General features: G+C 59.8%; 21 protein-coding genes. 12 read left to right on the top strand and 9 right to left on the bottom strand.

Features of this window, described 5'->3' with window-relative positions:
* Positions 1 to 110: 110 nt before the first annotated feature.
* Complete coding sequence (locus AC1RKH_RS23640) at positions 111 to 545, bottom strand: rhodanese-like domain-containing protein (RefSeq protein WP_123426384.1); 435 nt, start codon at positions 543 to 545, stop codon at positions 111 to 113.
* A 100-nt stretch (positions 546 to 645) separates the two neighbouring features.
* On the opposite strand from AC1RKH_RS23640, the gene ftrA reads away from it, so the two are divergent.
* Positions 646 to 1,623 carry a transcriptional regulator FtrA gene (gene ftrA, locus AC1RKH_RS23635; RefSeq protein ID WP_493063761.1) on the top strand — a complete coding sequence of 326 codons (978 nt, stop codon included), beginning with the start codon at positions 646 to 648 and terminating at the stop codon, positions 1,621 to 1,623.
* An 87-nt stretch (positions 1,624 to 1,710) separates the two neighbouring features.
* On the opposite strand, the gene AC1RKH_RS23630 is transcribed toward ftrA, so the two are convergent.
* Positions 1,711 to 2,940 carry an acyl-CoA dehydrogenase gene (locus AC1RKH_RS23630; protein WP_493063762.1) on the bottom strand — a complete coding sequence of 410 codons (1,230 nt, stop codon included), beginning with the start codon at positions 2,938 to 2,940 and terminating at the stop codon, positions 1,711 to 1,713.
* A 174-nt stretch (positions 2,941 to 3,114) separates the two neighbouring features.
* On the opposite strand from AC1RKH_RS23630, the gene AC1RKH_RS23625 reads away from it, so the two are divergent.
* The 3 genes from AC1RKH_RS23625 to AC1RKH_RS23615 all read left to right on the top strand — a co-directional run bounded on the left by AC1RKH_RS23625 (position 3,115) and on the right by AC1RKH_RS23615 (position 5,558).
* Positions 3,115 to 4,050, top strand: a complete 936-nt coding sequence (locus tag AC1RKH_RS23625) for a LysR family transcriptional regulator (protein WP_493063763.1) — start codon at positions 3,115 to 3,117, stop codon at positions 4,048 to 4,050.
* A 148-nt stretch (positions 4,051 to 4,198) separates the two neighbouring features.
* Positions 4,199 to 4,597: a MerR family transcriptional regulator gene (locus tag AC1RKH_RS23620; RefSeq protein ID WP_123426380.1), complete on the top strand. Its 399-nt coding sequence runs from the start codon at positions 4,199 to 4,201 to the stop codon at positions 4,595 to 4,597.
* Positions 4,598 to 4,658: 61 nt separating this feature from the next.
* Positions 4,659 to 5,558 carry a hydroxymethylglutaryl-CoA lyase gene (locus tag AC1RKH_RS23615; RefSeq protein ID WP_493063764.1) on the top strand — a complete coding sequence of 300 codons (900 nt, stop codon included), beginning with the start codon at positions 4,659 to 4,661 and terminating at the stop codon, positions 5,556 to 5,558.
* A 668-nt stretch (positions 5,559 to 6,226) separates the two neighbouring features.
* Here the strand turns inward: AC1RKH_RS23615 and AC1RKH_RS23610 are convergent.
* Entirely contained in the window at positions 6,227 to 7,924 is a 1,698-nt protein-coding gene (locus tag AC1RKH_RS23610; RefSeq protein WP_493063765.1) for an AMP-binding protein, read from the bottom strand.
* Positions 7,925 to 8,176: 252 nt separating this feature from the next.
* Between AC1RKH_RS23610 and AC1RKH_RS23605 the strand changes: the two genes are divergently transcribed.
* The 4 genes from AC1RKH_RS23605 (at position 8,177) to AC1RKH_RS23590 (ending at position 13,822) form a co-directional block, all read left to right on the top strand.
* A complete protein-coding gene (locus AC1RKH_RS23605; protein WP_493063766.1) occupies positions 8,177 to 9,340 on the top strand; it encodes an isovaleryl-CoA dehydrogenase in 1,164 nt (387 codons plus the stop codon).
* 96 nt (positions 9,341 to 9,436) lie between these two features.
* Positions 9,437 to 11,044 carry a carboxyl transferase domain-containing protein gene (locus tag AC1RKH_RS23600; RefSeq protein ID WP_123426376.1) on the top strand — a complete coding sequence of 536 codons (1,608 nt, stop codon included), beginning with the start codon at positions 9,437 to 9,439 and terminating at the stop codon, positions 11,042 to 11,044.
* Between the two features lie 13 nt (positions 11,045 to 11,057).
* Complete coding sequence (locus tag AC1RKH_RS23595; protein ID WP_493063767.1) at positions 11,058 to 11,873, top strand: gamma-carboxygeranoyl-CoA hydratase; 816 nt, start codon at positions 11,058 to 11,060, stop codon at positions 11,871 to 11,873.
* The gene (locus AC1RKH_RS23590) at positions 11,873 to 13,822 is read left to right on the top strand and encodes an acetyl/propionyl/methylcrotonyl-CoA carboxylase subunit alpha (RefSeq protein WP_493063768.1); all 1,950 of its coding nucleotides are present in this window, start codon (positions 11,873 to 11,875) and stop codon (positions 13,820 to 13,822) included. Before AC1RKH_RS23595 ends, AC1RKH_RS23590 begins: the two co-directional genes overlap by 1 nt.
* Before the next feature lie 42 nt (positions 13,823 to 13,864).
* On the opposite strand, the gene AC1RKH_RS23585 is transcribed toward AC1RKH_RS23590, so the two are convergent.
* A complete protein-coding gene (locus tag AC1RKH_RS23585) occupies positions 13,865 to 14,530 on the bottom strand; it encodes a LexA family protein (protein ID WP_493063769.1) in 666 nt (221 codons plus the stop codon).
* Between the two features lie 129 nt (positions 14,531 to 14,659).
* On the opposite strand from AC1RKH_RS23585, the gene AC1RKH_RS23580 reads away from it, so the two are divergent.
* Positions 14,660 to 15,001, top strand: a complete 342-nt coding sequence (locus AC1RKH_RS23580) for a DUF6124 family protein (protein WP_123426372.1) — start codon at positions 14,660 to 14,662, stop codon at positions 14,999 to 15,001.
* Between the two features lie 518 nt (positions 15,002 to 15,519).
* The gene (locus AC1RKH_RS23575; RefSeq protein WP_493063770.1) at positions 15,520 to 16,671 is read left to right on the top strand and encodes a M14 family metallopeptidase; all 1,152 of its coding nucleotides are present in this window, start codon (positions 15,520 to 15,522) and stop codon (positions 16,669 to 16,671) included.
* Positions 16,672 to 16,720: 49 nt separating this feature from the next.
* Here the strand turns inward: AC1RKH_RS23575 and AC1RKH_RS23570 are convergent, their stop codons facing one another.
* Positions 16,721 to 17,263 carry a cytochrome b gene (locus tag AC1RKH_RS23570; protein ID WP_493063771.1) on the bottom strand — a complete coding sequence of 181 codons (543 nt, stop codon included), beginning with the start codon at positions 17,261 to 17,263 and terminating at the stop codon, positions 16,721 to 16,723.
* Positions 17,260 to 18,351 carry a catalase family peroxidase gene (locus tag AC1RKH_RS23565; protein WP_493063772.1) on the bottom strand — a complete coding sequence of 364 codons (1,092 nt, stop codon included), beginning with the start codon at positions 18,349 to 18,351 and terminating at the stop codon, positions 17,260 to 17,262. Before AC1RKH_RS23565 ends, AC1RKH_RS23570 begins: the two co-directional genes overlap by 4 nt.
* Before the next feature lie 157 nt (positions 18,352 to 18,508).
* Here AC1RKH_RS23565 and AC1RKH_RS23560 point away from each other — a divergent pair, with 157 nt between their 5' ends.
* The gene (locus AC1RKH_RS23560; RefSeq protein ID WP_493063773.1) at positions 18,509 to 19,015 is read left to right on the top strand and encodes an RNA polymerase sigma factor; all 507 of its coding nucleotides are present in this window, start codon (positions 18,509 to 18,511) and stop codon (positions 19,013 to 19,015) included.
* Complete coding sequence (locus AC1RKH_RS23555) at positions 19,012 to 19,764, top strand: anti-sigma factor family protein (RefSeq protein ID WP_493063774.1); 753 nt, start codon at positions 19,012 to 19,014, stop codon at positions 19,762 to 19,764. The genes AC1RKH_RS23560 and AC1RKH_RS23555 overlap by 4 nt, the downstream gene beginning before the upstream one ends.
* A 35-nt stretch (positions 19,765 to 19,799) precedes the next feature.
* On the opposite strand, the gene AC1RKH_RS23550 is transcribed toward AC1RKH_RS23555, so the two are convergent.
* The 3 genes from AC1RKH_RS23550 to AC1RKH_RS23540 form a co-directional block, all read right to left on the bottom strand.
* Positions 19,800 to 20,744 (bottom strand): Csu type fimbrial protein, encoded by a 945-nt coding sequence (locus tag AC1RKH_RS23550; protein ID WP_493063775.1) that lies wholly within the window; start codon positions 20,742 to 20,744, stop codon positions 19,800 to 19,802.
* Between the two features lie 75 nt (positions 20,745 to 20,819).
* Positions 20,820 to 23,177 carry a fimbria/pilus outer membrane usher protein gene (locus tag AC1RKH_RS23545; RefSeq protein WP_493063872.1) on the bottom strand — a complete coding sequence of 786 codons (2,358 nt, stop codon included), beginning with the start codon at positions 23,175 to 23,177 and terminating at the stop codon, positions 20,820 to 20,822.
* Positions 23,178 to 23,264: 87 nt separating this feature from the next.
* The gene (locus tag AC1RKH_RS23540; RefSeq protein ID WP_123426362.1) at positions 23,265 to 24,053 is read right to left on the bottom strand and encodes a fimbrial biogenesis chaperone; all 789 of its coding nucleotides are present in this window, start codon (positions 24,051 to 24,053) and stop codon (positions 23,265 to 23,267) included.
* Between the last annotated feature and the right edge of the window lies 1 nt (position 24,054).

The raw sequence follows: 24,054 nt of genomic DNA, 5'->3' as shown, positions 1-24,054 counted from the left end.
AAGTTGATGCGTTTTCCTGAGAGAACGCATCGGCAGTTTTTGCGACTGCTTCGCAGCCGAGCGGGAGCAAGCTCCCTCGCCACAAGAGCTCACTCGACAATGTGTCGTGATCAGCACTCGCATCCGATTGCAGCACTGACAGGCCGTTCAACCGCGCGGCTCAACTCAAAGCCTTCATCCAGCCATCCGGTCACTCCACCGATCATTTCCTTGACCGGGTATTCCAGCGCCGCGAGCTTCACCGCAGCCTTGTTTGCGCCGTTGCAGTGCGGACCGGCGCAATACACCACGAACAGCGTGGTTTTCGGGTAAGCCGCCAGTACCTCAGCGCTGATCAAGCGCCCAGGAATGTTGATCGCGCCCGGCACATGACCGCGCTCGAAAGCCAGTGGACCACGCACATCCACCAGAACGAAGTCCACATCACCGGCCTGCTGACTGCCAAATACGTCGGAACAGTCGGTTTCAAAGGTCAGACGGTTGCTGAAGTGCATCAGGGCAACGGCGGATGGGGCGGCAGGGATTTCGCGAACCAGACTGGTCATGGGTGTTCTCCAAAGCGTTTGTGGGCGTGAGAGGACTGTATCCAATTCGCCAATACCGCTACAGTGGCGCACAAGACACCCACTGGGAATTTTCCGCCAAATGCACACTGAACCCGGATTAGTCGCGATTCTGGCCTACGACGGTCTCTGCACCTTCGAGTTCGGGATAGCCGTGGAGATCTTCGGGCTGGCGCGGCCGGAGTTCGATTTTCCCTGGTACGAACACCGGATCGTCGGCGTCGATCAGGGACCGATGCGCGCCATGGGCGGCATTCAGGTATTGGCCGACGGCGGCATGGAGCTGCTTGAAACCGCGCGGACCATCATCATCCCCGGTTGGCGCAGCCGCAGCGAGCCGGTGCCGCAAGTGCTGCTTATCGCTCTGCGCCAAGCCCATGCCCGAGGTGCGCGGCTGCTGTCGATCTGCTCCGGGGTATTTGTACTCGCGGCCACGGGATTGCTCGACGGGCTGAGCGCAACGACACACTGGCGTTATACCGAGGAACTGGCCGAGCGCTTCCCGAACATTCTGGTCGACCCCGACGTGCTGTATGTCGACGCGGGCCAGGTGATCACCTCCGCCGGGAGTGCCGCTGGCATCGATGCGTGCCTGCACCTGGTAGCGCGGGACTTCGGCACTCAAGTCGCCAACTCGGTGGCACGCCGACTGGTGATGTCGCCGCAACGCACCGGCGGCCAGGCACAGTTCATTCCCGCCCCCGTCAGTCGCACGCCACGCAGTGATCTGTCGCGAGTCATGCAGTGGGCACGCGAACGCCTGCATGAACCGCTGGGCGTACGCGAACTGGCGAGCCAGGCAGCGATGAGCGAGCGAACTTTTTTACGACGGTTCAGCGAAGCCACCGGTGCCTCGCCCAAATCCTGGCTGCAACAACAACGGCTGGCGCGCGCGCGGGAATTGCTGGAAAGCAGTGCCCACAACACCGAGTCCATCGCGTTGCAATGCGGTTACCGTTCGGTAGAGAGTTTCCGCGTGGCGTTTCGCAGCGTGGTCGGGCTACCGCCGTCAGTGTATCGGGAGCGGTTTGGCCGCGAGGTGAAAGCGCTATCGATCTGATCGCGTTCGATTGAGGGGGAAGCGGAAAATGCAATCACCCGCAAACGGCGCAGCACGCCGTTTGCGGGTGAGGTACAGCACCAGGACTTAGTGCCCGCTGCGCAACATTTCTGTCGGCACGTACTTACCGATTTCGAACTTGCCGATCGCCGCACGGTGCACTTCGTCCGGGCCATCGGCCAGACGCAGCGTACGTTGCATGGCGTACATGTAGGCCAGCGGGAAATCGTTGGAGACACCCGCGCCACCGTGGATCTGAATCGCCCGGTCGATAACCTTCAAGGCGACGTTCGGCGCCACCACCTTGATCTGGGCGATTTCGCTTTTCGCCACTTTATTGCCCACGGTGTCCATCATGTAGGCGGCTTTGAGGGTCAGCAGCCGCGCCATGTCGATTTCCATCCGCGAGTCGGCGATCTTGTCGATATTGCCGCCCAAGCGCGCCAGCGGTTTACCGAAGGCAGTGCGGTTGATCGAACGCTTGCACATCAATTCCAATGCCCGCTCCGCCATGCCGATCGAGCGCATGCAATGGTGAATCCGGCCTGGGCCAAGGCGCCCCTGGGCAATCTCGAAGCCACGGCCCTCACCCAACAGTACGTTTTCGTAAGGTACGCGGACGTTCTCGAACAGCACTTCAGCGTGACCGTGAGGCGCGTCGTCGTAACCGAACACCGGCAGCGGACGGACGATCTTCACGCCAGGCGCATCCACCGGCACCAGAATCATCGAGTGCTGTTGGTGGCGCGGTGCGTCGGGGTTGCTCAGGCCCATGAAAATCAGGATTTTGCAGCGTGGATCGCACGCGCCGGAGGTCCACCACTTCTTGCCGTTGATCACCCACTCATCGCCATCGCGCACCGCACGAGCGGCCATGTTGGTGGCGTCGGAAGAAGCCACGTCCGGCTCGGTCATCGCGAACGCCGAACGGATCTCGCCGCGCAGCAGCGGTTCCAGCCAACGTTGCTTTTGCTCTTCATTGGCGTAGCGCACCAGCACTTCCATGTTGCCGGTGTCCGGTGCCGAGCAGTTGAACGGCTCAGGCCCGAGCAAGGAGCGACCCATGATTTCCGCCAATGGCGCGTATTCCAGGTTGGTCAGGCCGGCGCCCAGTTCGGACTCCGGCAAAAACAGGTTCCACAAGCCTTCAGCCTTGGCCTTGCTTTTCAGCTCTTCCATGATTGCGGTCGGCTGCCAGCGATCGCCTTCGGCGACCTGGCGTTCGAACACCGCTTCGGCTGGATAAACGTAAGCATCCATGAACGCAGTCACGCGTTCACGCAGTTCCTGGACCTTGGGGGAATAGGCGAAATCCATTGGCAGCTACCTTTTTTGACGAGGTGTTGGAGACGTTGTTGAGGTCATGAATCGATGCTAGATCAGCGTTGATAATTTACCTAGCCTATTCTCGGCGTGTATTAACATTCATCACCGATATATGATCGACTGATCGAGCCCCCTCCCTATAACAAGAGCCAAGAGCGAAACGCCATGAATCTGAGCAAGGTCGACCTCAACCTTTTCATCGTCTTTGACGCGATCTACACCGAAGCCAACCTGACTCGCGCCGGGCAGATTGTCGGCATTACCCAGCCGGCGGTGTCGAACGCTCTGGCCCGCCTGCGCGAGACCTTCAACGACCCGTTGTTCGTGCGTACCGCCCAGGGCATGGTGCCTACGCCCATGGCGCAAAACATCATCGGCCCGGTGCGCAACGCGCTGTCGCTGCTGCGGGTATCGGTGCAGGAAAGCCGGATTTTCAACCCGTTGCAAGCAGTCAAGACCTACCGCATCAGCATGACCGACCTCACCGAAGCGGTGATCCTGCCGCCGCTGTTCCAGCGCCTGCGACGTCTGGCGCCGACGGTGATCATCGAAAGTTTTCTGTCCAAACGCCGCGAGACCACCAAGGAGCTCGCCGCTGGCCGCCTGGACTTTGCCGTCGATGCCCCGCTCAACACCGACCCGCAAGTGCGCCACGTCAAGCTGATGGAAGACCGCTACGTGTGCGCCATGCGCAAGGGTCATCCTATGGCTAACAAGGAAAAATTCACCCTCGACGACTACCTGTCACTGACCCATGTGCACATTTCCAGCCGTCGCAGTGGCCTCGGCTATGTCGACCTGGCCTTGGGCAAAATGGGCATCCAGCGCAAGATCGCCCTGCGTTCGCAGCATTATCTGATGGCCTCCCAGGTGTTGCAGCAGACCGACATGGTGATGACCGTGCCGGAACGTTTCGCCCGCCGTCATGACCTGCACGCCTTCCATCTGCCGGTCAATGATGTGCCGCCGGTGGAAACCCACCTTTACTGGCACGAAAGCACCGACCAGGACCCGGCCAACCGCTGGATGCGCGAGCAGATGATCGAGTTGTGCCAGCAAGTGACTGCACATGAGAAGAAGCTGGATAAGCCGTTGGCTTGAGAAGATCAAAAGATCGCAGCCTGCGACAGCTCCCACGTTGGAATACGATCCCCTGTAGGAGCTGCCGCAGGCTGCGATCTTTTCCTCCTTGACGTTCACGTCAACCTGACATTAGCTTAACGCCATGACCTCTTTTTCGAGCGCGCCCATGAGCAGCCAGACCTACAGCATTTCCGACCTCGCCCGCGAGCTCGACATCACTACCCGCGCCATTCGCTTTTACGAAGAGCAAGGCCTGCTCAGCCCCGAGCGTCGCGGCCAGGAACGCATCTATTCGCCACGCGACAAGGTCAGCCTGAAGCTGATCCTGCGTGGCAAGCGCATCGGCTTTTCCCTGGCCGAATGCCGCGAATTGATCGAACTCTACGACCCCACCAGCGGCAATCAGAAACAGCTGCACAGCATGCTGGCGAAAATCACCGAACGCCGTGAACAGCTCGAGCAGCAACTGCTGGACATCGAGCAGATGAAGCTGGAGCTCGATACCGCCGAAGAGCGCTGCGTCCAGGCGCTGGAACAGACGATCAAGAGCCAGCAGGTCGTTTAGCAGGTATACCCAATCCACAAGGTTCTCTGAACATTCAAGCAATCACAACAGGTCCATTGCCATGTCCCTCCCCACCCACGTACGCCTGATCGAAGTCGGCCCACGCGATGGTCTGCAGAACGAAGCCCAACCCATCAGCGTCGCGGACAAGGTGCAGTTGGTCGATGCACTGAGTGCCGCTGGCCTTGGCTATATAGAAGTCGGCAGTTTCGTATCGCCCAAATGGGTGCCGCAAATGGCCGGTTCGGCCGAGGTTTTCGCGCAGATCCAACGCAAGCCCGGAGTGACTTACGGCGCACTGGCGCCGAACCTGCGCGGGTTCGAAGATGCGATCGCTGCCGGGGTCAAGGAGGTCGCGGTGTTTGCCGCAGCGTCCGAAGCCTTCTCGCAACGCAACATCAATTGCTCGATCAGCGAAAGTCTGGAGCGTTTCGTACCGATCATGGACGCCGCCAGACAACACGGTGTCAGCGTGCGCGGTTACGTGTCCTGTGTACTCGGCTGCCCTTACGAGGGTGACGTGGCGCCTGCGCAAGTCGCCTTGGTCGCGCGCGAGTTGTACGCCATGGGCTGTTACGAGGTCTCCCTCGGCGACACCATCGGCACCGGCACCGCTGGTGCAACACGCAAGATGTTCGAAGTGGTTTCAGCCGACGTGCCACGGGACAAACTGGCCGGGCACTTCCACGACACCTACGGTCAGGCCATGGCCAACATCTACGCCAGCCTGCTGGAAGGGATCGCGGTGTTCGACAGTTCCATCGCCGGCCTCGGCGGCTGCCCGTACGCCAAGGGCGCCAGCGGTAACGTTGCCACCGAAGACGTCTTGTACCTGCTCAACGGCCTGGGCATCGAGACCGGCGTCGACATGGAGCGCTTGATCCTCGCCGGCCAACAGATCTGCAACGTGCTTGGCCGGCCGACCGGTTCACGCGTGGCCAAGGCCCGTAGCGCTAAATGATGTATCCGGGTGTTACCGCGCCCGCAACAAAACGAGTAACACGGAAACAACCTGACCGAATTTTTATGAACGAATTGTCCGACAAAATACTAAATGATTGATTTTAAAGGACTTTAAAAAGTTGGCATGGCTTCTGCTATCTCTATGGCATAACAAGAATAAAAAGCAGCAAACCTAATAAAAATAAGACGTAACGACTCTGACATAACAAAAACAACACGGCAGAGACGCAGCTAACAGATTTTTTTGGAGAAGGTGTGCTTTTCAGGGTGCTGCTTGCAGTAACCCGCAACCGGGCAGAGAACAATAAAACTACCTTCAGGTAGCTCCCGAACTGGTTGGATCGCTTGGCGAAGAAGCAGATCAGCGCTCAAAAAAATACGTTTGCTCTTGACCCCGGATGGGGGTCGCCCAAAACAGCTGTAAAGGGCCACGGTTGCCAAAAACAACAACAGACCGCCCCTTAATAATAAAAAAAGAGCACGCAACGACAAATTAAAGGGGAGCTTCGGCTCCCCTTTGTGCTTTCTGGCGTTTGGGTTTTGGCCGCTCATCCTGTGGGAGCGGGCTTGCTCCGGGCGGCGATCCGACGAAAGCGGTCTATCCGTCACATCAATGCTGGATGTGCCGCCCCCTTCGCGAGCAAGCCCGCTCCCACAAGATTTTGGTCAGCCCTTGTTGGCTTTCAACTCCTCGATACTGATCTCGCGCATCCGAAATTTCTGGATCTTGCCGGTCACGGTCATCGGAAATTCCTCGACGAACTTGAAGTAACGCGGTGTCTTGAAGTGCGCGATGCGTTCCTTGCACCAGGCTTGCAGCTCTTGCTCAGTGGCGCTGTGGCCCGGATGAAATTTGATCCAGGCGACGATCTCTTCACCGTACTTCTCGCAGGGAATGCCGATGATCTGCACATCCGCCACTGCCGGGTGGGTGAAGAAGAACTCTTCCAGTTCTCGCGGGTAAATATTCTCGCCACCGCGAATGATCATGTCCTTGTTACGCCCGGCGATGCAGACGTAGCCGTCTTCGTTCATGGTCGCCAGATCGCCGGTGTGCATCCAGCCGGCCTGATCGATCGCCTCGGCCGTGCCTTGCGGGTTATTCCAGTAACCGAGCATCACGCTGTAACCGCGGGTGCACAACTCGCCAATGGTGCCACGGGGCACCAGATTGCCCGCCTCATCGATGATTTTGCTTTCCAGCTGCGGCTGGGTACGGCCGACAGTGGTGACGCGCAGTTCCAGATCGTCTGACGGACCAGTCTGTAACGACACCGGACTGGTCTCCGTCATGCCGTAGGCAATCTGAACTTCGCTCATGTGCATCTCGCTGATGACCCGGCGCATGACTTCAATCGGACAGGTCGCCCCTGCCATGATCCCGGTACGCAGCGTCGACAGGTCGAACTCTGCACGGCGCGGTTGATCGAGCATGGCGATGAACATGGTTGGCACACCGTACAACGCGGTGGCTTTCTCTTGTGCAACAGCGGTCAATGTCAGCAATGGGTCGAAAGCGTCGTTGGGGTAAATCATGGTGCTGCCATGGGTAACGCAACCCAAATTGCCCATGACCATGCCGAAGCAGTGATACAGCGGCACCGGAATCACCAGACGATCGTTGGCGGTCAGCCCAAGGCTTTCGCCGACCATGTAACCGTTGTTGAGGATGTTGTAGTGACTGAGGGTCGCGCCCTTGGGAAAACCGGTGGTGCCCGAGGTGTATTGAATGTTCACCGCCTGATCGAAATGCAGGCTGTTTTGGCGCGCCTTGAGCTGCTCGACCGGCACCCCGGCGCCGAGATCCGCCAGTTGCGACCACGGCAGGAAACCTGATGGCGGCAGCGCGTCGAGGCTGATTACACCACGCAAATCCGGCAGGCGTTCGGACTGCAAGCGACCAATGGATTGCTCGGCCAGTTCCGGCACCAGGCCTTGCAGCATCGCGTGGTAATCGGACGTCTTGAACGAGCCGGCACACACCAGCCATTGGCAGCCGGATTGCTTCAGCACGTATTCAAGTTCGGAGCTGCGATAGGCCGGATTGATGTTGACCAGAATCACCCCGATCTTCGCGCTGGCGAACTGGCTGATACACCACTGCGCACAGTTTGGCGCCCAGATACCTAGACGGTCACCGGTCTGCAAGCCCAGCGCCAGTAACGCTCTAGCGTGCAAATCGACCGCTTCGGCCAATTGCGCCCAGCTATAGCGAAGTTGTTGATGACGCACCACCAATGCATCGCCCTGAGGGTACTTCATGACGGTGTTATCGAACGCCTGACCAATGGTCATCGCCAGCAAGGCTTTGTCTTGCGAACCACGGCTGTAGCTGTGCTGTGGGGGAGCACTGTGTTGATCCATGACGACCCCTATTGTCTTTTTTGTAGGAGCGAGGCTTGCCTGCGATAGGACCACCCCGGCGTTACTGAAAGTCCGCGCTATCGTTCATCGCGAGCAAGCTCGGCTCCTACAGAGTCGCTCAAGTTGACGTTAACGTAAAGGGTGATTGACAGCCATTCGTCACAGGCTTACGTTAACGTAAAGGTGACAGCCGATTCGGCGTACTTTGCAGGCCGATTCTCCATTTATAAAAACAAGTTTGAAGGTGCCCCCATGAGCTATCCGACCCTGAACTTTGCCCTCGGCGAAACCATCGACATGCTGCGTGACCAGGTGCGCGCCTTCGTCACCAAAGAGATCGCCCCGCGCGCAGCACAGATCGATATCGACAACCTGTTCCCCGCTGACCTGTGGCGTAAATTCGGCGACATGGGGTTGCTGGGGATTACCGTTCCAGAAGAATACGGCGGCGCCGGCCTGGGCTATCTGGCACACGTTGTGGCCATGGAAGAAATCAGCCGTGGCTCGGCCTCGGTTGCCCTTTCCTACGGCGCGCATTCCAATCTCTGCGTCAACCAGATCAACCGCAATGGCACCCACGAACAGAAAACCAAATACCTGCCCAAGCTAATCAGCGGCGAACACATCGGCGCTTTGGCCATGAGCGAGCCGAACGCCGGCTCCGACGTGGTATCGATGAAACTGCGCGCCGACAAACGTGGCGACCATTACGTGCTCAACGGCAGCAAGACCTGGATAACCAACGGTCCGGACGCTAACACTTACGTGATCTACGCCAAGACCGACCTGGAAAAAGGTCCGCACGGCATCACCGCATTTATCGTCGAACGCGACTCGAAAGGCTTCAGCCGCAGCAACAAATTCGACAAGCTGGGCATGCGCGGTTCGAACACGTGCGAGCTGTTTTTCGACGACGTTGAAGTCCCGGAGGAGAACATCCTCGGCGTGCTCAACGGTGGTGTGAAAGTGCTGATGAGCGGCCTCGACTACGAACGCGTGGTGCTCTCCGGCGGACCAACCGGGATCATGCAGGCCTGCATGGACCTCATCGTTCCGTACATCCACGACCGCAAACAGTTCGGCCAAAGCATCGGCGAATTCCAGCTGATCCAGGGTAAAGTCGCCGACATGTACACCCAACTCAATGCCAGCCGCGCCTACCTGTACGCGGTGGCCCAGGCCTGCGAGCGTGGCGAAACCACCCGCAAGGACGCTGCCGGCGTGATCCTCTACAGCGCCGAACGCGCTACGCAAATGGCCCTCGATGCGATCCAGATTCTGGGCGGCAACGGCTACATCAACGAATTCCCGGCAGGCCGCCTGCTGCGTGACGCCAAGCTGTATGAAATCGGCGCGGGCACCAGTGAGATCCGTCGCATGCTGATCGGTCGCGAACTGTTCAACGAAACGAAATGAAGCAGCTTCAAGCCTCAAGCTACAAGCTTCAAGCAGGAGCGGTTCTCTTGCAGCTTGTAGCTTGTAGCTTGCAGCTCCTTACGGAGTAAGGCTTCCATGGCAATCCTGCACACCCAGCTCAATCCCCGTTCGGCGGAGTTCGCCAGCAACAGCGCGGCGATGCTTGCTCAGGTCGACGCGCTGCACACCCTGCTCGCTCAGGTCCAGCAAGGCGGCGGCGCCAAGGCCCAGGAACGGCATACCTCACGCGGCAAACTGCTGCCCCGTGAGCGGATCAATCGCCTCCTCGACCCAGGCTCACCCTTTCTGGAAATCAGCCAACTGGCGGCTTACGAGGTCTACGGTGAAGATGTTCCCGCCGCCGGAGTGATCGCCGGCATTGGCCGGGTCGAAGGCGTCGAATGCATGATCGTCGCCAACGACGCGACGGTAAAAGGCGGTTCGTACTACCCGCTGACCGTGAAAAAACACCTGCGCGCCCAGACCATCGCCCAACAAAATCGCCTGCCGTGCATCTACCTGGTCGACTCGGGCGGTGCAAATCTGCCGCGTCAGGATGAAGTGTTCCCGGACCGTGAACACTTTGGTCGAATCTTCTTCAACCAGGCCAATATGAGCGCCATGGGCATCCCGCAGATCGCTGTGGTCATGGGCTCCTGCACCGCCGGTGGCGCTTATGTGCCGGCCATGGCCGATGAAGCGATCATGGTCCGTCAACAGGCGACGATTTTCCTCGCCGGCCCGCCGCTGGTGAAAGCCGCGACCGGTGAAGTGGTCAGCGCCGAAGACCTTGGCGGTGCCGATGTGCACTGCAAGATTTCCGGCGTGGCCGACCACTATGCCGACAGCGACGAACACGCGCTGGCGCTGGCTCGACGCAGCGTTGCCAACCTCAACTGGCGCAAACTCGGCGAGTTGCAGCAACGCACGCCGATTGCCCCGCTGTTCGCCAGCGATGAGCTGTACGGCGTCGTGCCGGCCGATGCCAAGCAGCCGTTCGATGTACGTGAAGTCATCGCGCGTCTGGTCGACGGCTCGGTGTTCGATGAATTCAAAGCACTGTTTGGTACGACGCTGGTTTGTGGTTTTGCGCATCTGCACGGCTACCCGATCGCGATTCTCGCCAACAACGGCATCCTCTTCGCCGAAGCCGCGCAGAAAGGCGCGCACTTCATCGAACTGGCTTGCCAGCGCGGGATTCCACTGTTGTTCCTGCAAAACATCACCGGGTTCATGGTCGGTCAGAAATACGAAGCTGGTGGCATCGCCAAGCACGGCGCAAAACTGGTCACCGCCGTGGCCTGCGCCAAGGTGCCGAAATTCACCGTGATCATCGGCGGCAGTTTCGGCGCCGGTAACTACGGCATGTGCGGGCGGGCCTACGATCCGCGGTTCCTGTGGATGTGGCCGAACGCGCGAATCGGTGTGATGGGCGCCGAGCAAGCTGCGGGCGTGCTGGTACAGGTCAAGCGCGAGCAGGCCGAGCGCAGTGGTCAGGGCTTCAGCGCCGAGCAGGAAGCCGAGATCAAGCAACCGATCCTCGACCAGTACGAAGAACAGGGCCATCCCTACTACTCCAGCGCGCGGTTGTGGGACGACGGCGTCATTGACCCGGCGCAAACCCGCGACGTACTGGCCCTGGCCTTGTCCGCATCGTTGAATGCACCTATCGAACCGAGCCGCTTCGGCGTGTTCCGGATGTGATCTGGAGAAAACCATGAGCGACTTCAACACCCTGGAACTGCTGACCGACCCGCGTGGTTTCGCCACGCTGTGGTTGAGTCGCGAGGCAAAAAACAACGCCTTCAACGCCGAAATGATCCGCGAACTGATCCTTGCACTGGACAAGGTCCAGAGCGACCCGAGCCTGCGTTTTCTGCTGGTGCGCGGGCGCGGCAAGCATTTCAGCGCTGGTGCTGACCTTGCCTGGATGCAGCAATCGGCCGAACTCGATTACCACACCAACCTCGACGACGCCCGCGAGCTGGCAGAACTGATGTACAACCTGGCCAAGCTGAAGATCCCGACGCTGGCGGTAGTCCAAGGTGCAGCCTATGGCGGCGCACTGGGCTTGATCAGTTGCTGCGACATGGCGATTGGCGCCGATGACGCGCAATTCTGCCTGTCGGAAGTGCGCATCGGCCTGGCGCCGGCAGTGATCAGCCCGTTCGTTGTGCAAGCCATCGGTGAACGGGCCGCACGCCGTTATGCGCTGACCGCAGAACGCTTCAGCGGCCAACGCGCTCAAGAAATCGGCCTGCTCAGCGAATGTTATCCGAGCACTGAGCTTGAACCGCAGATCGAGCGCTGGATCAGCAATCTGTTGCTCAACAGCCCCCAGGCCATGCGTGCCAGCAAGGACTTGCTACGCGAAGTCGGCAACGGTGAGCTGACCCCGGCGCTGCGGCGCTATACCGAAAACGCCATTGCCCGAATTCGTGTCAGCCCTGAAGGGCAGGAAGGCCTACGGGCGTTCCTGCAAAAACGTCCGCCGAGCTGGCAGCCCGAAACTACCACCAAGGAGCCGCGTTGATGAGCGCCCCTGTTCTCACCACCTTGCTGGTGGCCAACCGTGGCGAAATCGCCTGCCGAGTGATGCGCACCGCCAAGGCATTGGGCCTGACCACCGTGGCCGTGCACAGCGCCACCGATCGCGATGCGCGGCACAGTCGCGAGGCAGACATCCGCGTCGACCTGGGTGGCAGCAAAGCGGCTGACAGCTACCTGCAAATCGACAAACTGCTCGCCGCCGCCAAGGCCAGCGGCGCCCAGGCAATTCACCCAGGTTATGGCTTTCTCTCGGAGAACGCCGGATTCGCGCGCGCGATTGAAGCCGCTGGTTTGATTTTCCTCGGCCCACCCGCTTCGGCCATCGACGCCATGGGCAGCAAATCCGCCGCCAAAGCCTTGATGGAAACCGCAGGTGTACCGCTGGTGCCGGGTTACCACGGCGAAGCCCAGGACCTGGAAACCTTCCGCGACGCCGCCGAGCGCATCGGCTATCCGGTGCTGCTCAAGGCGACTGCCGGCGGCGGCGGTAAAGGCATGAAAGTGGTCGAGGACGTCAGCCAGTTGGCCGAAGCTCTGGCCTCGGCGCAGCGTGAAGCGCAATCCTCGTTTGGCGACTCGCGGATGCTGGTGGAGAAGTACCTGCTCAAACCGCGCCATGTGGAAATCCAGGTCTTCGCTGATCAGCACGGTAACTGCCTGTACCTCAACGAACGTGATTGCTCGATTCAACGTCGCCACCAGAAAGTCGTCGAAGAAGCCCCGGCGCCCGGCCTGAGCACGGAACTGCGCAAAGCCATGGGTGAAGCGGCAGTCCGTGCGGCGCAGGCTATCGGTTATGTCGGCGCAGGTACCGTTGAGTTTCTGCTGGACTCGCGCGGTGAGTTCTTCTTCATGGAAATGAATACGAGGTTGCAGGTCGAGCACCCGGTCACGGAAGCCATCACCGGCCTCGATCTGGTCGCCTGGCAGATTCGCGTCGCCCAAGGCGAGCCGCTGCCAATGACTCAGGCGCAGGTGCCATTGCTCGGCCATGCGATTGAAGTGCGCTTGTACGCCGAAGACCCGAGCAATGATTTTCTGCCAGCCACCGGACACCTGGCGCTATACCGCGAGTCAGCGGCAGGCCCGGGCCGACGCGTCGACAGCGGTGTCGAGGAAGGCGACAGCATTTCGCCATTCTACGATCCAATGCTTGGCAAACTCATTGCCTGGGGCGAGGACCGCGAGCAAGCACGCCTGCGGCTGCTGAGCATGCTCGATGAATTCGCTATTGGCGGGTTGAAGACCAACATCAGCTTTCTGCGAAGAATCGTCGGTCACCCAGCCTTCGCTGCAGCTGAACTGGATACCGGATTCATCCCACGCTATCAGGAACAATTACTGCCAGCGCCAAACGAATTCAGCGATGAATTCTGGCACGCCGCCGCCCAAGCCTTCGCGCAAAGCCAGGCACACACCGTACGCACTGATGACCCAAGTTCGCCATGGGCCGTTGGTAACGGTTTCCGTGCCGGGTTGCCGGCAGAAATCACGCTGCACTTGAGTTGCGAAGGGCAAGACCGGGCAATCACCCTGGCCCCGGCCGACACGCGCAACGCCGAGCTCATCGGTGAGCAATTGCTGGTCGAGCATCACGGTTTGCGCCGTCAGCATCGCGCGATCCGCCATGGCGAAAGCCTCTACCTGCAATGGGAAGGTGAGCTGCGCTGCATCAAGCCTTACGACCCTATCGCCGAAGTGGAAGCCAGCCATAGTCATCACGGCGGCCTGACGGCTCCGATGAATGGCAGCATCGTACGAGTACTGGTGGAACCGGGGCAAACGGTCGAAGCCGGCGCGCAACTGGTGGTACTGGAGGCGATGAAAATGGAGCACAGCATTCGTGCGCCCCATGCTGGCGTGGTCAAAGCGTTGTATTGCCAGGAAGGCGAGATGGTCAACGAAGGCAGCGCGCTGGTGGAGTTGGAATAGTCGCGGTCTGATGACGGGTCCTACGCCGTAGGACCTGTCTGCCTAGAACTTGGCCGTTGCCTGCACCACCACACCAATGATTCGGCACTCGTCGGTAAACAGGGCCTTCGGGTACGTCGGATTCAGCGGCATGAGATAGCGTTGCCCGCCCTCTTCGATCAGCATGCGGAAAGTCGCTTCGGCGCTGTCAGACCATTGTGCAATCACCAGTTTGCCGGGCACGGCTTCAACCGCCGGGTCGACCAGAATGAGCATGTCTTGCGCAATACTGATACCGCTCGGCGCAGTCATCGCATCGCCGACCACGACCAGCCAGAACGCTGGACCTTGAGCGTGATAATCCGATAACTCGTAGCGACCCTTGGCGTAAGCGGTCGGTGCAGGCTCGCGCACTTCGCCAATGCCACGCCAATCACTGACCGGGTAGCGGAAGTACGGGTTGTACTTTTGCGCCAGCGACACTTCGTAATCGCCCTCTTGTGCATCGTCCCCCGCAATCTCGGGCTCCCTGATCACCAGGGCGACTTCGAGAAACCCCAACCCCAACTCCTGAAGCACCCGGTTCATGTCCACGAGGCTGGGCTGGCGACGTTTGTTCAGCCAATGGCCGACGCCGCCCTGAGACATTGCGAGGCGCTCTGCGAGCTTTTCCTGAGTGATTTTGAGTTCACTCATCTTGGCCTTGACCAACTCAATCCATTTATCCATGGGCGGAACAATACTTCGCGTAGTCGGACCCTCAACACACACATTGTAGTATTTAATTTTTCGTAATAAATACATTTAGTACTAGGATTCGGATTACTCATTCGCCCCACCCACGGAGCAATACCCAGCATGGATATCACCCGCAAAGACACGACAGAACCGGAAATCGACGCGAACTTCACCTCGCTCAAAGGCTGCGCGGCAGCCCAACGCGCCCTCGACTATTACTTGAAACCAACTGTTTCAGAATTCGAAGTCGCAGAACGATTCTTCGATGTAAACCGTAACATCAGCAGCGAAGAAGCTCTGGTCCATGCATCGGACTTGCTGCGTTGTGCAGCAGCGACCGCTTATGAGTCGGCGGATAACCTGCATGGCGCAAGCCGTGATCTGGCGTTTTCAGTGGTACACATGATCGATATGGCCAAGGCCATGGTGGACAGATCCCTGGACGGTGACCAGAAAGACTGAACAGGAAAAATCGAAGTGAACGCTGCGATTCGACTCAAGCCGCAGACGTTTGGGAAAGCCACAGGAAAAATTTTCCAATAAGGAGGATGAAAACATTTGACTTGCAAATGATAATGATTATTATTGCAAGCAACTGATCGCGAGATCAGTCGATAGACCAAGAGACCTTAGGTCGGACTCCTGGAATATCTCCTCATCAGGCTAATCACGGTTTTTGACCCGGCTTTTTGCCGGGTCTTTTTTTTGCCAGTTATTCTGGCTATGGCTTCAGGCTAATGAAGACTGGTGTTGCTAAATTCGATGGCGCGGATGATATCAAAAGAGCATCTTTTTGCAACAGACCGCTCAAACACGGGCTTGAGGCAGCAAAATAGCACTTGAGAATCAATCGCATAAACTCTAAGCTGCGGCTGCGTCAAGGACGACGCCCCCCCCTGTTTTATCCCCCGCAAATTGCCCTCGGTTTCCCCCCTTGCGTGTAAAGTAGCAGCCATAAAAATCATACTCAGGAATAGATTATGACCGTGGCTCACCGCTCCTTTGATATCACCGCCAACTTCGACAGCGGCAACATCGAGGTGCTGGACCTCAGCAATCCGTTGCAGGCCTTGCTGGCCATCAAACCAGACACCCGCAGTCAGCATTTCCAGTGGTTTCACTTCAAGGCCAGTGGTCTGCACGTCGGCCAGGAACATTGGTTTCGACTGAACAACGCCAGTAAATCCTCATACAACAAGGCATGGAACGGTTACCAGGCGGTGGCCTCGTATGACCACGTGAACTGGTTCCGTGTACCGACGATCTTTGAAGGTGACTGCCTGCGCTTCAGCCTGGAAGCCACCGAGACTCACGCCTGGTTCGCCTACTTTGAACCCTACAGCCGCGGACGCCATGACTGGCTGATCGAGCAAGCGCTGAGCAAGGCCGGCACCGAACTGCTGGCCACCGGCAAAAGCGTCGAAGGTCGCGATATTCAACTGCTGCGCAAAGGTAGCGGCGCCGAAGGCCAGCGCAAGGTCTGGATCATCGCCCAGCAGCATCCTGGCGAACACATGGCCGAATGGTTCATGGAAGGTGTCATCGAGCGCCTGCAACAGCACATTGACCCTGAGTTGAACAAACTGCTGGCCAGTGCCGATCTGTACCTGGTCCCGAACATGAACCCCGATGGCGCCTTCCATGGCCACTTGCGCACCAACGCCATGGGCCAGGACCTCAACCGCGCCTGGCAGAGCGCGAGCCAGGAAGTCAGCCCGGAAGTATTCTTCGTTCAGCAGCAGATGGAGAAGTACGGCGTCGACCTGTTCCTCGATATCCACGGCGATGAAGAAATCCCCTACGTATTCACCGCTGGCTGCGAAGGCAACCCGGGTTACACGCCACGGATCGCGAAACTCGAAGAGCATTTCCGCAGTCATCTGAAACACCTGACCCGCGACTTCCAGACCACCCACGGCTACACCCGCGATCTGCCGGGCCAGGCCAACATGAAACTGGCTTGCAATAGCGTCGGGCAGAAGTTCGATTGCCTGTCGTTGACTCTGGAGATGCCCTTCAAAGACAACAACGACGCACCGAATGCGCGCACCGGTTGGTCCGGCAAGCGCTCGATGCAGTTGGGTAAGGATGTGTTGTCGACCATAGCGGACATGGTCGGCATGCTGCGCTGATGCCTCTCAATGGCTGCATGCCCATAGGCGTGCAGCCATTGCAGGTTGATCAGTGATCCTTGCCGTGCAGCATGCTGTCCAGCACCCCATCACGCCGCACCCAGCCATGGAACAACGCCGCTGCCAAGTGCAACAGAACGGTCAGAAACAGCAGGTACGCCAGATAACCGTGGGCCGTGCGCAGGAAGGCGAACAGCTGCGCATTCGCCGGCACAATCGCGGGTAATTGCCACGCACTGCCGAGCATCACCGGATCCCCCGCTGCCGAAATCATCGCCCAACCCAGCAGCGGCAGGATCAGCATCAAGGCGTAAAGCAGCACATGCGATGCCTTGGCCGCCAGCACTTGCCAGCTCGGCAAGTCTGTCGGCAACGGCGGTTGACGAGTCGAGAAGCGCACGAACAGCCGTACGATCACCAACAACAAAATCGCTATCCCCAATGGTTTGTGCAGATGGATCAGCCATTCATGGCGCTCGGACACTGACGCGACCATGCCGGCACCGATAAACAACATGGCGATGATCATCACGGCCATCAGCCAGTGCAGCAGCCGCGCCAGTGGAGCGAAATGATGAGGGTGCGCGCTCATTGTGGCGACTCCTGTTTGGCGGTGGGTAACTGGTCGACTTGAGCGGTTCGGCGCAGGTAAGAACGGGCATAAGCCGCCGAACGTGCGGCCAGCAACGGGTCATCGGATCCCTCGATACCGCTCGGCAGTACCAACGGGTCGTAGTTGATGTCGCGGCATTCGCCAGCGTTTTGCGCCTGAGTGCTTTCCAGCACCAGCGTCCCGGCGTTCAAGACCTTGCGCTCACCCAGCCAGGCCTTGCTGGCGTCGTTGGTCGGGTCAGCAGGAGCCGCCAGCGTGATACTCAACTGCCAACGCAACGGCCCGCTCTTCAAGCGCTGGAGCAGATCCTTTTCGAGAAAGTCCGCACCTTCTGGAGCACTGGCGCCGGCCGCGTCTTGCGCCACGGGCACCACGCTCCAGCGCACCGCCTGACGCTGGCCTGCCGCGTTGACCAGATAAAACGCATTGATGCCGTTGTAGGTCTCGGTCGCGTAACTCGCCGACGGCTTGGCGGTCTTGACCCATTGCAGAAAAGGCGCGGTTTCCGGGTGTGCGGCAAAAAACGCCGGCACGCTGGCGGGATTGGGTTTGTCGGTGGCCGGATCGGGCGTCTGGGCTTGTTGCAACTGATAGAACGCCTCAGGTGTGCCCACCGGGAACACCGGCATGCTGTTCATCCCCGTGCGCCATTGCTGACCGTTGGCCTGTTTGAAGCGCAGCGCCAGGCTGCGAATCGGTACGCTATTGTCCGGCGCGTAGGGGTTGCCACTGGGCAGCGCAAAACGCCCCACAACCGGCGTTCGCGCCGCGCTGAAGACCTGGGCGGTTGAATACGGACGCGCCTCGTTGCTGCTTTCAAAATACCCGATCACGCACACGCCTTTGGCGTGATTGCGCCGAAACCCCGGGTGTACGCCGTTGTTTTTCTCCAATACATCGACCAGCGCCTTCGGCGTCAGCCGCTGCGGGTCGAAGGTGCCATTGACGTAGGCAAAGGCCCCGGCCAGTGCGGCGACCACCGCGCCGATACCGGCCAGACGCAAGGCCAGACTCGCGCTGCTCAGGGGAATTTTATCGGGCCGTGGCGGTGGTGAACGATCAACCATGAATATCTCCAGGGCCGTGGCCACCGGTGGGAAGGATCAATCAGACGAAGCCCATAGAGGTTTATTCCATGGCCCGGTATTTATTTTTTCAACGCTGGAATAACCTCCAATGCCGGGCGTCTCCCTAGTCCAACGCGTAAAGACTAGCCAACACTCCATGAACGATCTCGACGAACCGTTACGTGAACTCATCCCCAGGCTGCGGCGTTTTGCCGTGTCGCTGACGCGCAACCCCAGCAGCGCTGACGATCTGGTGCAGTCGTGCCTGGAGCGGGCGCTGTCGGGTTGGGGCGACAAACGCCCGGACGGCGATTTGCGCGCCTGGCTGTTTTCAATTCTGTATCGGCAGTTTCTCGACGCCCATCGACGTTCGAGGCGCTATGCGCGAATGCTTGAGTTCTTCTCCGGTCGCGACGATGCGCAGCCCTCGGTCGAGCGCACGGTGTTGGCGCAATCGACGCTGCAAGCCTTCGACAAACTGACCACCGAGCAACGTGCGCTGTTGCTCTGGGTCTCGGTGGAAGGCTTGAGTTACAAGGAGGTCGCCGAGATCCTCGACGTCCCCACCGGCACCGTGATGTCTCGCCTGTCCCGCGCCCGCCAGGCCTTGCGCCAGCTCAGCGACGGCGAAATCACCAGCCCCTCTTTGCGGATACTCAAATGATCAGCATGCCCCCAAGCGTCAACGACCTGCACGCCTACGTCGACCATCAACTCAACGACGTGGATCGGCGCCTGGTGGAAACGTACCTGGCGGCCAATCCGCACGTTGCCGAGCAGGTTCAGGCCTGGCAACAGGACGCCCAGCAACTGCGTGCAGCCTTGAGCGGCGCCTTGCAGCAACCCGCCAACCCGAACCTCGACCCCAGCGTGATTCGCCAGCGCCTGAAACATCAGTCACGCCGCCACTTGGCCAGCGCCGCGGTATTGCTGATCGCGGTCAGCATCGGCGGTGTGAGCGGCTGGCAAGCACGGGAAATGACCATGGCTGGCGCGCCGCCGCCGATGACCGACGCGATGCAGGCGTACCGGATGTTCGCCCAGCAAGGCATCCTGCCGGCCGATTACACGGTCACCGATGACGGCGATATGCAGGGCTGGCTCGACCATTACTTCTCCCAGGCCAATCGCCTGCCGAACCTCGTCAACTCGGGGTTCAAACCGGTCAGTGGACGCTTGCTAAGCACCGAACAAGGGCCCGCAGCGATGGTGATGTACGAGGACCAGAGCGGCCGCAAAATCAGTTTTTACATCCGTCCGCCGGGCCCGAAGAACAACCTGTTGCCACGCGGCGGTCGCAGCGACGGCGAGTTGCAGGCTGAGTACTGGTCGGGGCCCGGGTACAACTATGCGATGGTCAGCGAAGCCCGGGATCCGGCGACGCAGATGCTCAAGCAGATGCAGCGGTTTTAACCCTTGAACACTGAGTGGCAGGCTTCCAGTGCCGGCTAAAACCCCACATCCAGCACCACATTGTCCAGGTAGGTGCCGGCCGGAGGGGTGGTCTGGTCGGTGTAGATCTTCGCGTTGTAGTTGAAGATCTGACTGCCGGTCCCCAGACCGTTGCCGGGATTGACCTCGGCATCGGAACTGGCCCGTCGCGCAGTGGTGACACTGCCCCAGCGGGTGGTGCCGGCACTTTTGAAAATGTCATAAGCCAGGTAATTGCTGCCTGAAATCATCCGCCGGCGTCCGCCCGTGCTGACCGCGTGCTGTCCATCGTCGAGGCCCACGGTGTAGGCGCTGCCCTTGGTGCACGTGAGATTGACCGTCTGGTTAGTGACCGCCGCGAACCCACCGATAACCGGGGCGCTGCCGAAACTGATATTGGGTGCGGTGATCAGGCAGTCATTGGTGACCGTCATGGTGACCGTCAGGCTGGTTGTCCCGTTGTTGATGTCGCGCAACGCACAGAGACTCCCCACGCTCAGGAGGTAACAGTAGTTCCAGTTCCAGGCAACGCTCAGGGTTTCCGAATAGACACCGGCCGCGACATTGCTGCCGATGATGCTGTCCAGATAGATCGGCACCGTCTTGGCCACTGTCGGATTGCTCAGCAGGCCCAGGTTATCGGCGATCGAGTTGCGGGCGAAGTCGAACGCCGTGCCGCGCGTGATCGGATAACTGGTGCTGTTATTGCCATACAGCGTGTAGCTGATCACGTCTCCGGTAGGCCCGACCAGTCCTGAAGTCGCCGCAGTAAAAGTGGCGTAGATGTGGTCAGTGGCCGTCAGCTGTGACGCCAGCGATCCCGTGCAGCTCAACCCGGCATTAGTGGTCGAACTGGGCTGCGAGGTGGTCCGCACCGTGATCGAACTGACCGAGCCGAAGCCGGCGGGCACGGTGCTGACCACCGAACACAGCGCCCAGGCGTGCCCTGACAGGACAAGCATAAGCAACCCCAGCGCTCTGCCGATCCATCGACTACCTTCACGCACGCCCCACCTCCGTGTTGCTTGCCTGGCCGCTCATTGGCACACCAAAGGCCCGATCAACGGCACCTGCTCCTGCTTCATGTCCACGCTGAACTGCGTCCCGCAAGTACGCCCGTCGGCCAGGGTCACGCGCAAGGTGTTGTGCGCTTGCAGGTTCTCCAGGTACACCAGACCGTCCCACCCCACGACCGCGTTCACTCCGCTCTGCTCGTGCAACACGTTGCTACCCAGCGGCAACTCCTGTTGCCGAGCGTCCACCAATACCACGCTGGCGGCAATAATCCGGGTCAATGGGAACTCCAGCAGATACCCGCTACCACGCCGGACCGCGACACGCTGCTCGACATTCGGGCTTTGCACATTACTCGGCAGGTTCAACGGATCGATTTCGTATTTAGCGCGGTAATAGGCGCTGCTCCACGGCACCAGGAGATGCCCCTTGCTGTCCGTCTGACCGACCAGCTGGTTTTCATAGCGCACTGGAATGTCGGCAAAACCCTCGGTGCTGACCACCACAAAAGCGTCGTCGATGCGATTGGCGGCAAACACCTGACGGTCCATCCACACCAGCGATCCGCTGGCATCGGCCCAACGGGTCTCGGCATCGCTACTGCCATACACGCCAGCCTGCAACTGCACCGATTGCAAGCGCCAGGTCAGGTCGGCCTGGCGGTAATCCGGGCCTTGGCCGTGGGCGTATCCAAGATTGAAACCCAGTCCACCTTGCGTGGGCACGGCCTGGCTGTAGTTGACTCGCTGACGGTTTTCACCGGTTTTGCTGCGTTCTGTACTCAGGGCAAGACTGCCGCGCAGGTCGAATGGAATCACCAGTTGCGCCTGCATCGCCCAGTTGCTGTCGCCGATTTCGCGGTTGGCCGACAGGTAGAAACTGGTGTTGCGCCACAAGGGTTTGCTCCAGGTCAGGTTGAGCAAACGCGTGCGCGAGTCATCGCCGGCGCGTACATCGAAATAACCGGCACCCACACTGCCCCAGGTGTCGAGGTTCAGGCTCAGCGTGACTTGTTCGCTGCGCTGGCTGAGGGTCGCGAAGGGGCTGTCGATCACCGTCAGGTCAGCGTATTGATCACGGCGTTGCATGCGCTGATACGACAGGCTGTAACGCTGGCTGCTGTACTGATAACCCACGCTCAATTGCTGGCCACGGGTGCCGTCGAACTGACTTTGACTGAGCGCCGTATTGAGCACCCCGAAGTTGCCCAGCCGCAGGTTGCCGCCAACGCCGCCGAGGGTCAGCGAGTTCGAGGCTTCGGCGTGGCTTTCCAGGGTCAGACTGTCCGTCAGGCCATAACGCAAGCTGCCGGACGTGACACCGGGGCCGTACCCAAAATCGCGGATCCCGAAGTCACGCCGCAAGGTGCCCGCTGCCACCGAAAAATCCGTCAGACCTTGTTGCAGCAGACTGCTGGTGACGTAAAACGGCACGGTGGTCGAGACTTGCCGACCGAGGGCGTCAGTGGTCACCACCACCGCCTCACCGGCGCCGTTGATGAACGGAATGTTGGTCAGGGTGTAAGGGCCGGGTTGCAGATTGGCGCTACTGGATTTGTAGCCGTTGATGAACAGATCGACCGATGAAGGCACCGCCGCCTCACCGGCAAACTGTGGCAAGGGGTACGTCACCAGGTCTGGCCGCACGCCGAAATCCCGCGACAACTGCACGCCCCCCAAGCGCACCGAACTGCTCCAGGGCAAGGCGCCGCTGACCAGATCACCGGCCTCGTAGGTCAGTAACCGATCGTCATCGGAGTAGCGCCATGTGGTGTCGTAACGCAGATAACCGTTGTTCAGCGTATGACTGGCTTCGCCGGAAAGCGTCCGCCGGTACTGCCCGGTGTTGGACAACGTGCCCCAGCTGTCGAAGAACCGCACTTCGTTCCAGGCAGCCAGGTAGGTGCCACCGTCATCAGTGTCGTTAAGGTAAAGGTCGTAATTGAGCAACGCGCCGAAACTGCTCAACGCCGGCGTGCGCGGATAGGCTTCGCGGTTACCGACCAATTGCTCCGGCAACCACTCCGGCGGGACGTTCAGCAGCAGACGCTGGCCCTGGCTGTCGTACTCGCTGTGCAAGCCAGGCAGGCTGTCGAGATCCACTTCCGCGCTCGGATACTCGGGCAATTTCATACCGGTCTCGCGCAACACTGTGGCCGGCAGGAACAACCGTCCGGCCCGTTGCTCCACTGCCACCACCCGTCCGGTATTCATCTGATTGACCACCAACTCCAGAAACAACTGCGCATCCGCCACAGCCTCCATGCCAGTGGGAGGTGGCGGCAAATCACCGGCCGTGCTGTGAGGAACACCTGCCAGCCAGCAAAACCCGACCACAGCCCACGACAGACGCTGGATACTGCGAGCCTGATCCTGGCTCATCACCGCTTTACGTCCATCTATGGACATATCCCTCCTGTTCGCGGGCTTTCTCTCTATCTGCCCGTCACCCCCTCCCGGCTAACCCCATCAACGCGCCGGGGCAACACTCTGCACCTGCGGCGCACCGTTGACCCGCACCTGCAACGCCGGGTCACCGGCAATCGCCTCGGGTGCTGGCCAGCGCATGATCGCGCCAGGCAACACATAACCAAGCAATCCCTCTACCAACGGCCGGGTCTGGCCGCCCTGCTTGAAGGCCACATCGGTCAGGCGCGCATGCACCGCGCCCTGGTTGCGGACCTCTACATAGGAACGACCGTCCACCGCAACTTTGCGCCAGCTCAGATCAGGTACCCCGGCACCTTTCGGATCGCGCTGGCGGCTGGTGTCTTCCTTGCTCCACAGGCCTGCGCCGTACGCGAACAGCGGCACCGAATAACGCATCTGGAAACGGATCGCCGCTGCCGTCTTGCCGCCTTCAGCAATGGGCGGTGCGGCCGAAGGGATTTCATCGATGATGATTCGGTAGGCCAATTCCTGGCCGGGGGGCACGTCACGGGTGCGGGTCAGGCGCACCAGTTGCTTCTGGCCGGGTTCGATCTTCGCCACCGGTGGGCTGCCGATCACGTCGCGCTGGTTCTGGTACTGATCGTCGAAACCGCTCTGGCTCCAGGCGAACACCCGGATCTGCAGGTTGGCAGTTTCCGTTCCGCGATTCTCCAGCCACAACGCGCTGGCCTGTTGGTCCGCTTCCAGCACCGGATCGATCGGCCAGATCAGCACCGAGCTGGCGGCCTGTGCCGTGACCGTGCCCAGCATCAACATGGCCAGCACCGCGCAACGAACGGCACACAGCCGCTGCGAAGGTAAACACATA

Source organism: Pseudomonas sp. GW822-FHT06B12 (assembly GCF_058799675.1).
The sequence above is the reverse complement of the archived record's forward strand: the minus strand, read 5'-3'. Positions and strand labels throughout refer to the sequence as shown.

Bases quoted from the DNA above. Each gene is read 5' to 3' on its own strand.
- AC1RKH_RS23640 (WP_123426384.1), bottom strand. From the start codon at position 545: ATGACCAGTCTGGTTCGCGAAATCCCTGCCGCCCCATCCGCCGTTGCC.
- ftrA (WP_493063761.1), top strand. From the start codon at position 646: ATGCACACTGAACCCGGATTAGTCGCGATTCTGGCCTACGACGGTCTC.
- AC1RKH_RS23630 (WP_493063762.1), bottom strand. From the start codon at position 2,940: ATGGATTTCGCCTATTCCCCCAAGGTCCAGGAACTGCGTGAACGCGTG.
- AC1RKH_RS23625 (WP_493063763.1), top strand. From the start codon at position 3,115: ATGAATCTGAGCAAGGTCGACCTCAACCTTTTCATCGTCTTTGACGCG.
- AC1RKH_RS23620 (WP_123426380.1), top strand. From the start codon at position 4,199: ATGAGCAGCCAGACCTACAGCATTTCCGACCTCGCCCGCGAGCTCGAC.
- AC1RKH_RS23615 (WP_493063764.1), top strand. From the start codon at position 4,659: ATGTCCCTCCCCACCCACGTACGCCTGATCGAAGTCGGCCCACGCGAT.
- AC1RKH_RS23610 (WP_493063765.1), bottom strand. From the start codon at position 7,924: ATGGATCAACACAGTGCTCCCCCACAGCACAGCTACAGCCGTGGTTCG.
- AC1RKH_RS23605 (WP_493063766.1), top strand. From the start codon at position 8,177: ATGAGCTATCCGACCCTGAACTTTGCCCTCGGCGAAACCATCGACATG.
- AC1RKH_RS23600 (WP_123426376.1), top strand. From the start codon at position 9,437: ATGGCAATCCTGCACACCCAGCTCAATCCCCGTTCGGCGGAGTTCGCC.
- AC1RKH_RS23595 (WP_493063767.1), top strand. From the start codon at position 11,058: ATGAGCGACTTCAACACCCTGGAACTGCTGACCGACCCGCGTGGTTTC.
- AC1RKH_RS23590 (WP_493063768.1), top strand. From the start codon at position 11,873: ATGAGCGCCCCTGTTCTCACCACCTTGCTGGTGGCCAACCGTGGCGAA.
- AC1RKH_RS23585 (WP_493063769.1), bottom strand. From the start codon at position 14,530: ATGGATAAATGGATTGAGTTGGTCAAGGCCAAGATGAGTGAACTCAAA.
- AC1RKH_RS23580 (WP_123426372.1), top strand. From the start codon at position 14,660: ATGGATATCACCCGCAAAGACACGACAGAACCGGAAATCGACGCGAAC.
- AC1RKH_RS23575 (WP_493063770.1), top strand. From the start codon at position 15,520: ATGACCGTGGCTCACCGCTCCTTTGATATCACCGCCAACTTCGACAGC.
- AC1RKH_RS23570 (WP_493063771.1), bottom strand. From the start codon at position 17,263: ATGAGCGCGCACCCTCATCATTTCGCTCCACTGGCGCGGCTGCTGCAC.
- AC1RKH_RS23565 (WP_493063772.1), bottom strand. From the start codon at position 18,351: ATGGTTGATCGTTCACCACCGCCACGGCCCGATAAAATTCCCCTGAGC.
- AC1RKH_RS23560 (WP_493063773.1), top strand. From the start codon at position 18,509: ATGAACGATCTCGACGAACCGTTACGTGAACTCATCCCCAGGCTGCGG.
- AC1RKH_RS23555 (WP_493063774.1), top strand. From the start codon at position 19,012: ATGATCAGCATGCCCCCAAGCGTCAACGACCTGCACGCCTACGTCGAC.
- AC1RKH_RS23550 (WP_493063775.1), bottom strand. From the start codon at position 20,744: ATGCTTGTCCTGTCAGGGCACGCCTGGGCGCTGTGTTCGGTGGTCAGC.
- AC1RKH_RS23545 (WP_493063872.1), bottom strand. From the start codon at position 23,177: ATGAGCCAGGATCAGGCTCGCAGTATCCAGCGTCTGTCGTGGGCTGTG.
- AC1RKH_RS23540 (WP_123426362.1), bottom strand. From the start codon at position 24,053: ATGTGTTTACCTTCGCAGCGGCTGTGTGCCGTTCGTTGCGCGGTGCTG.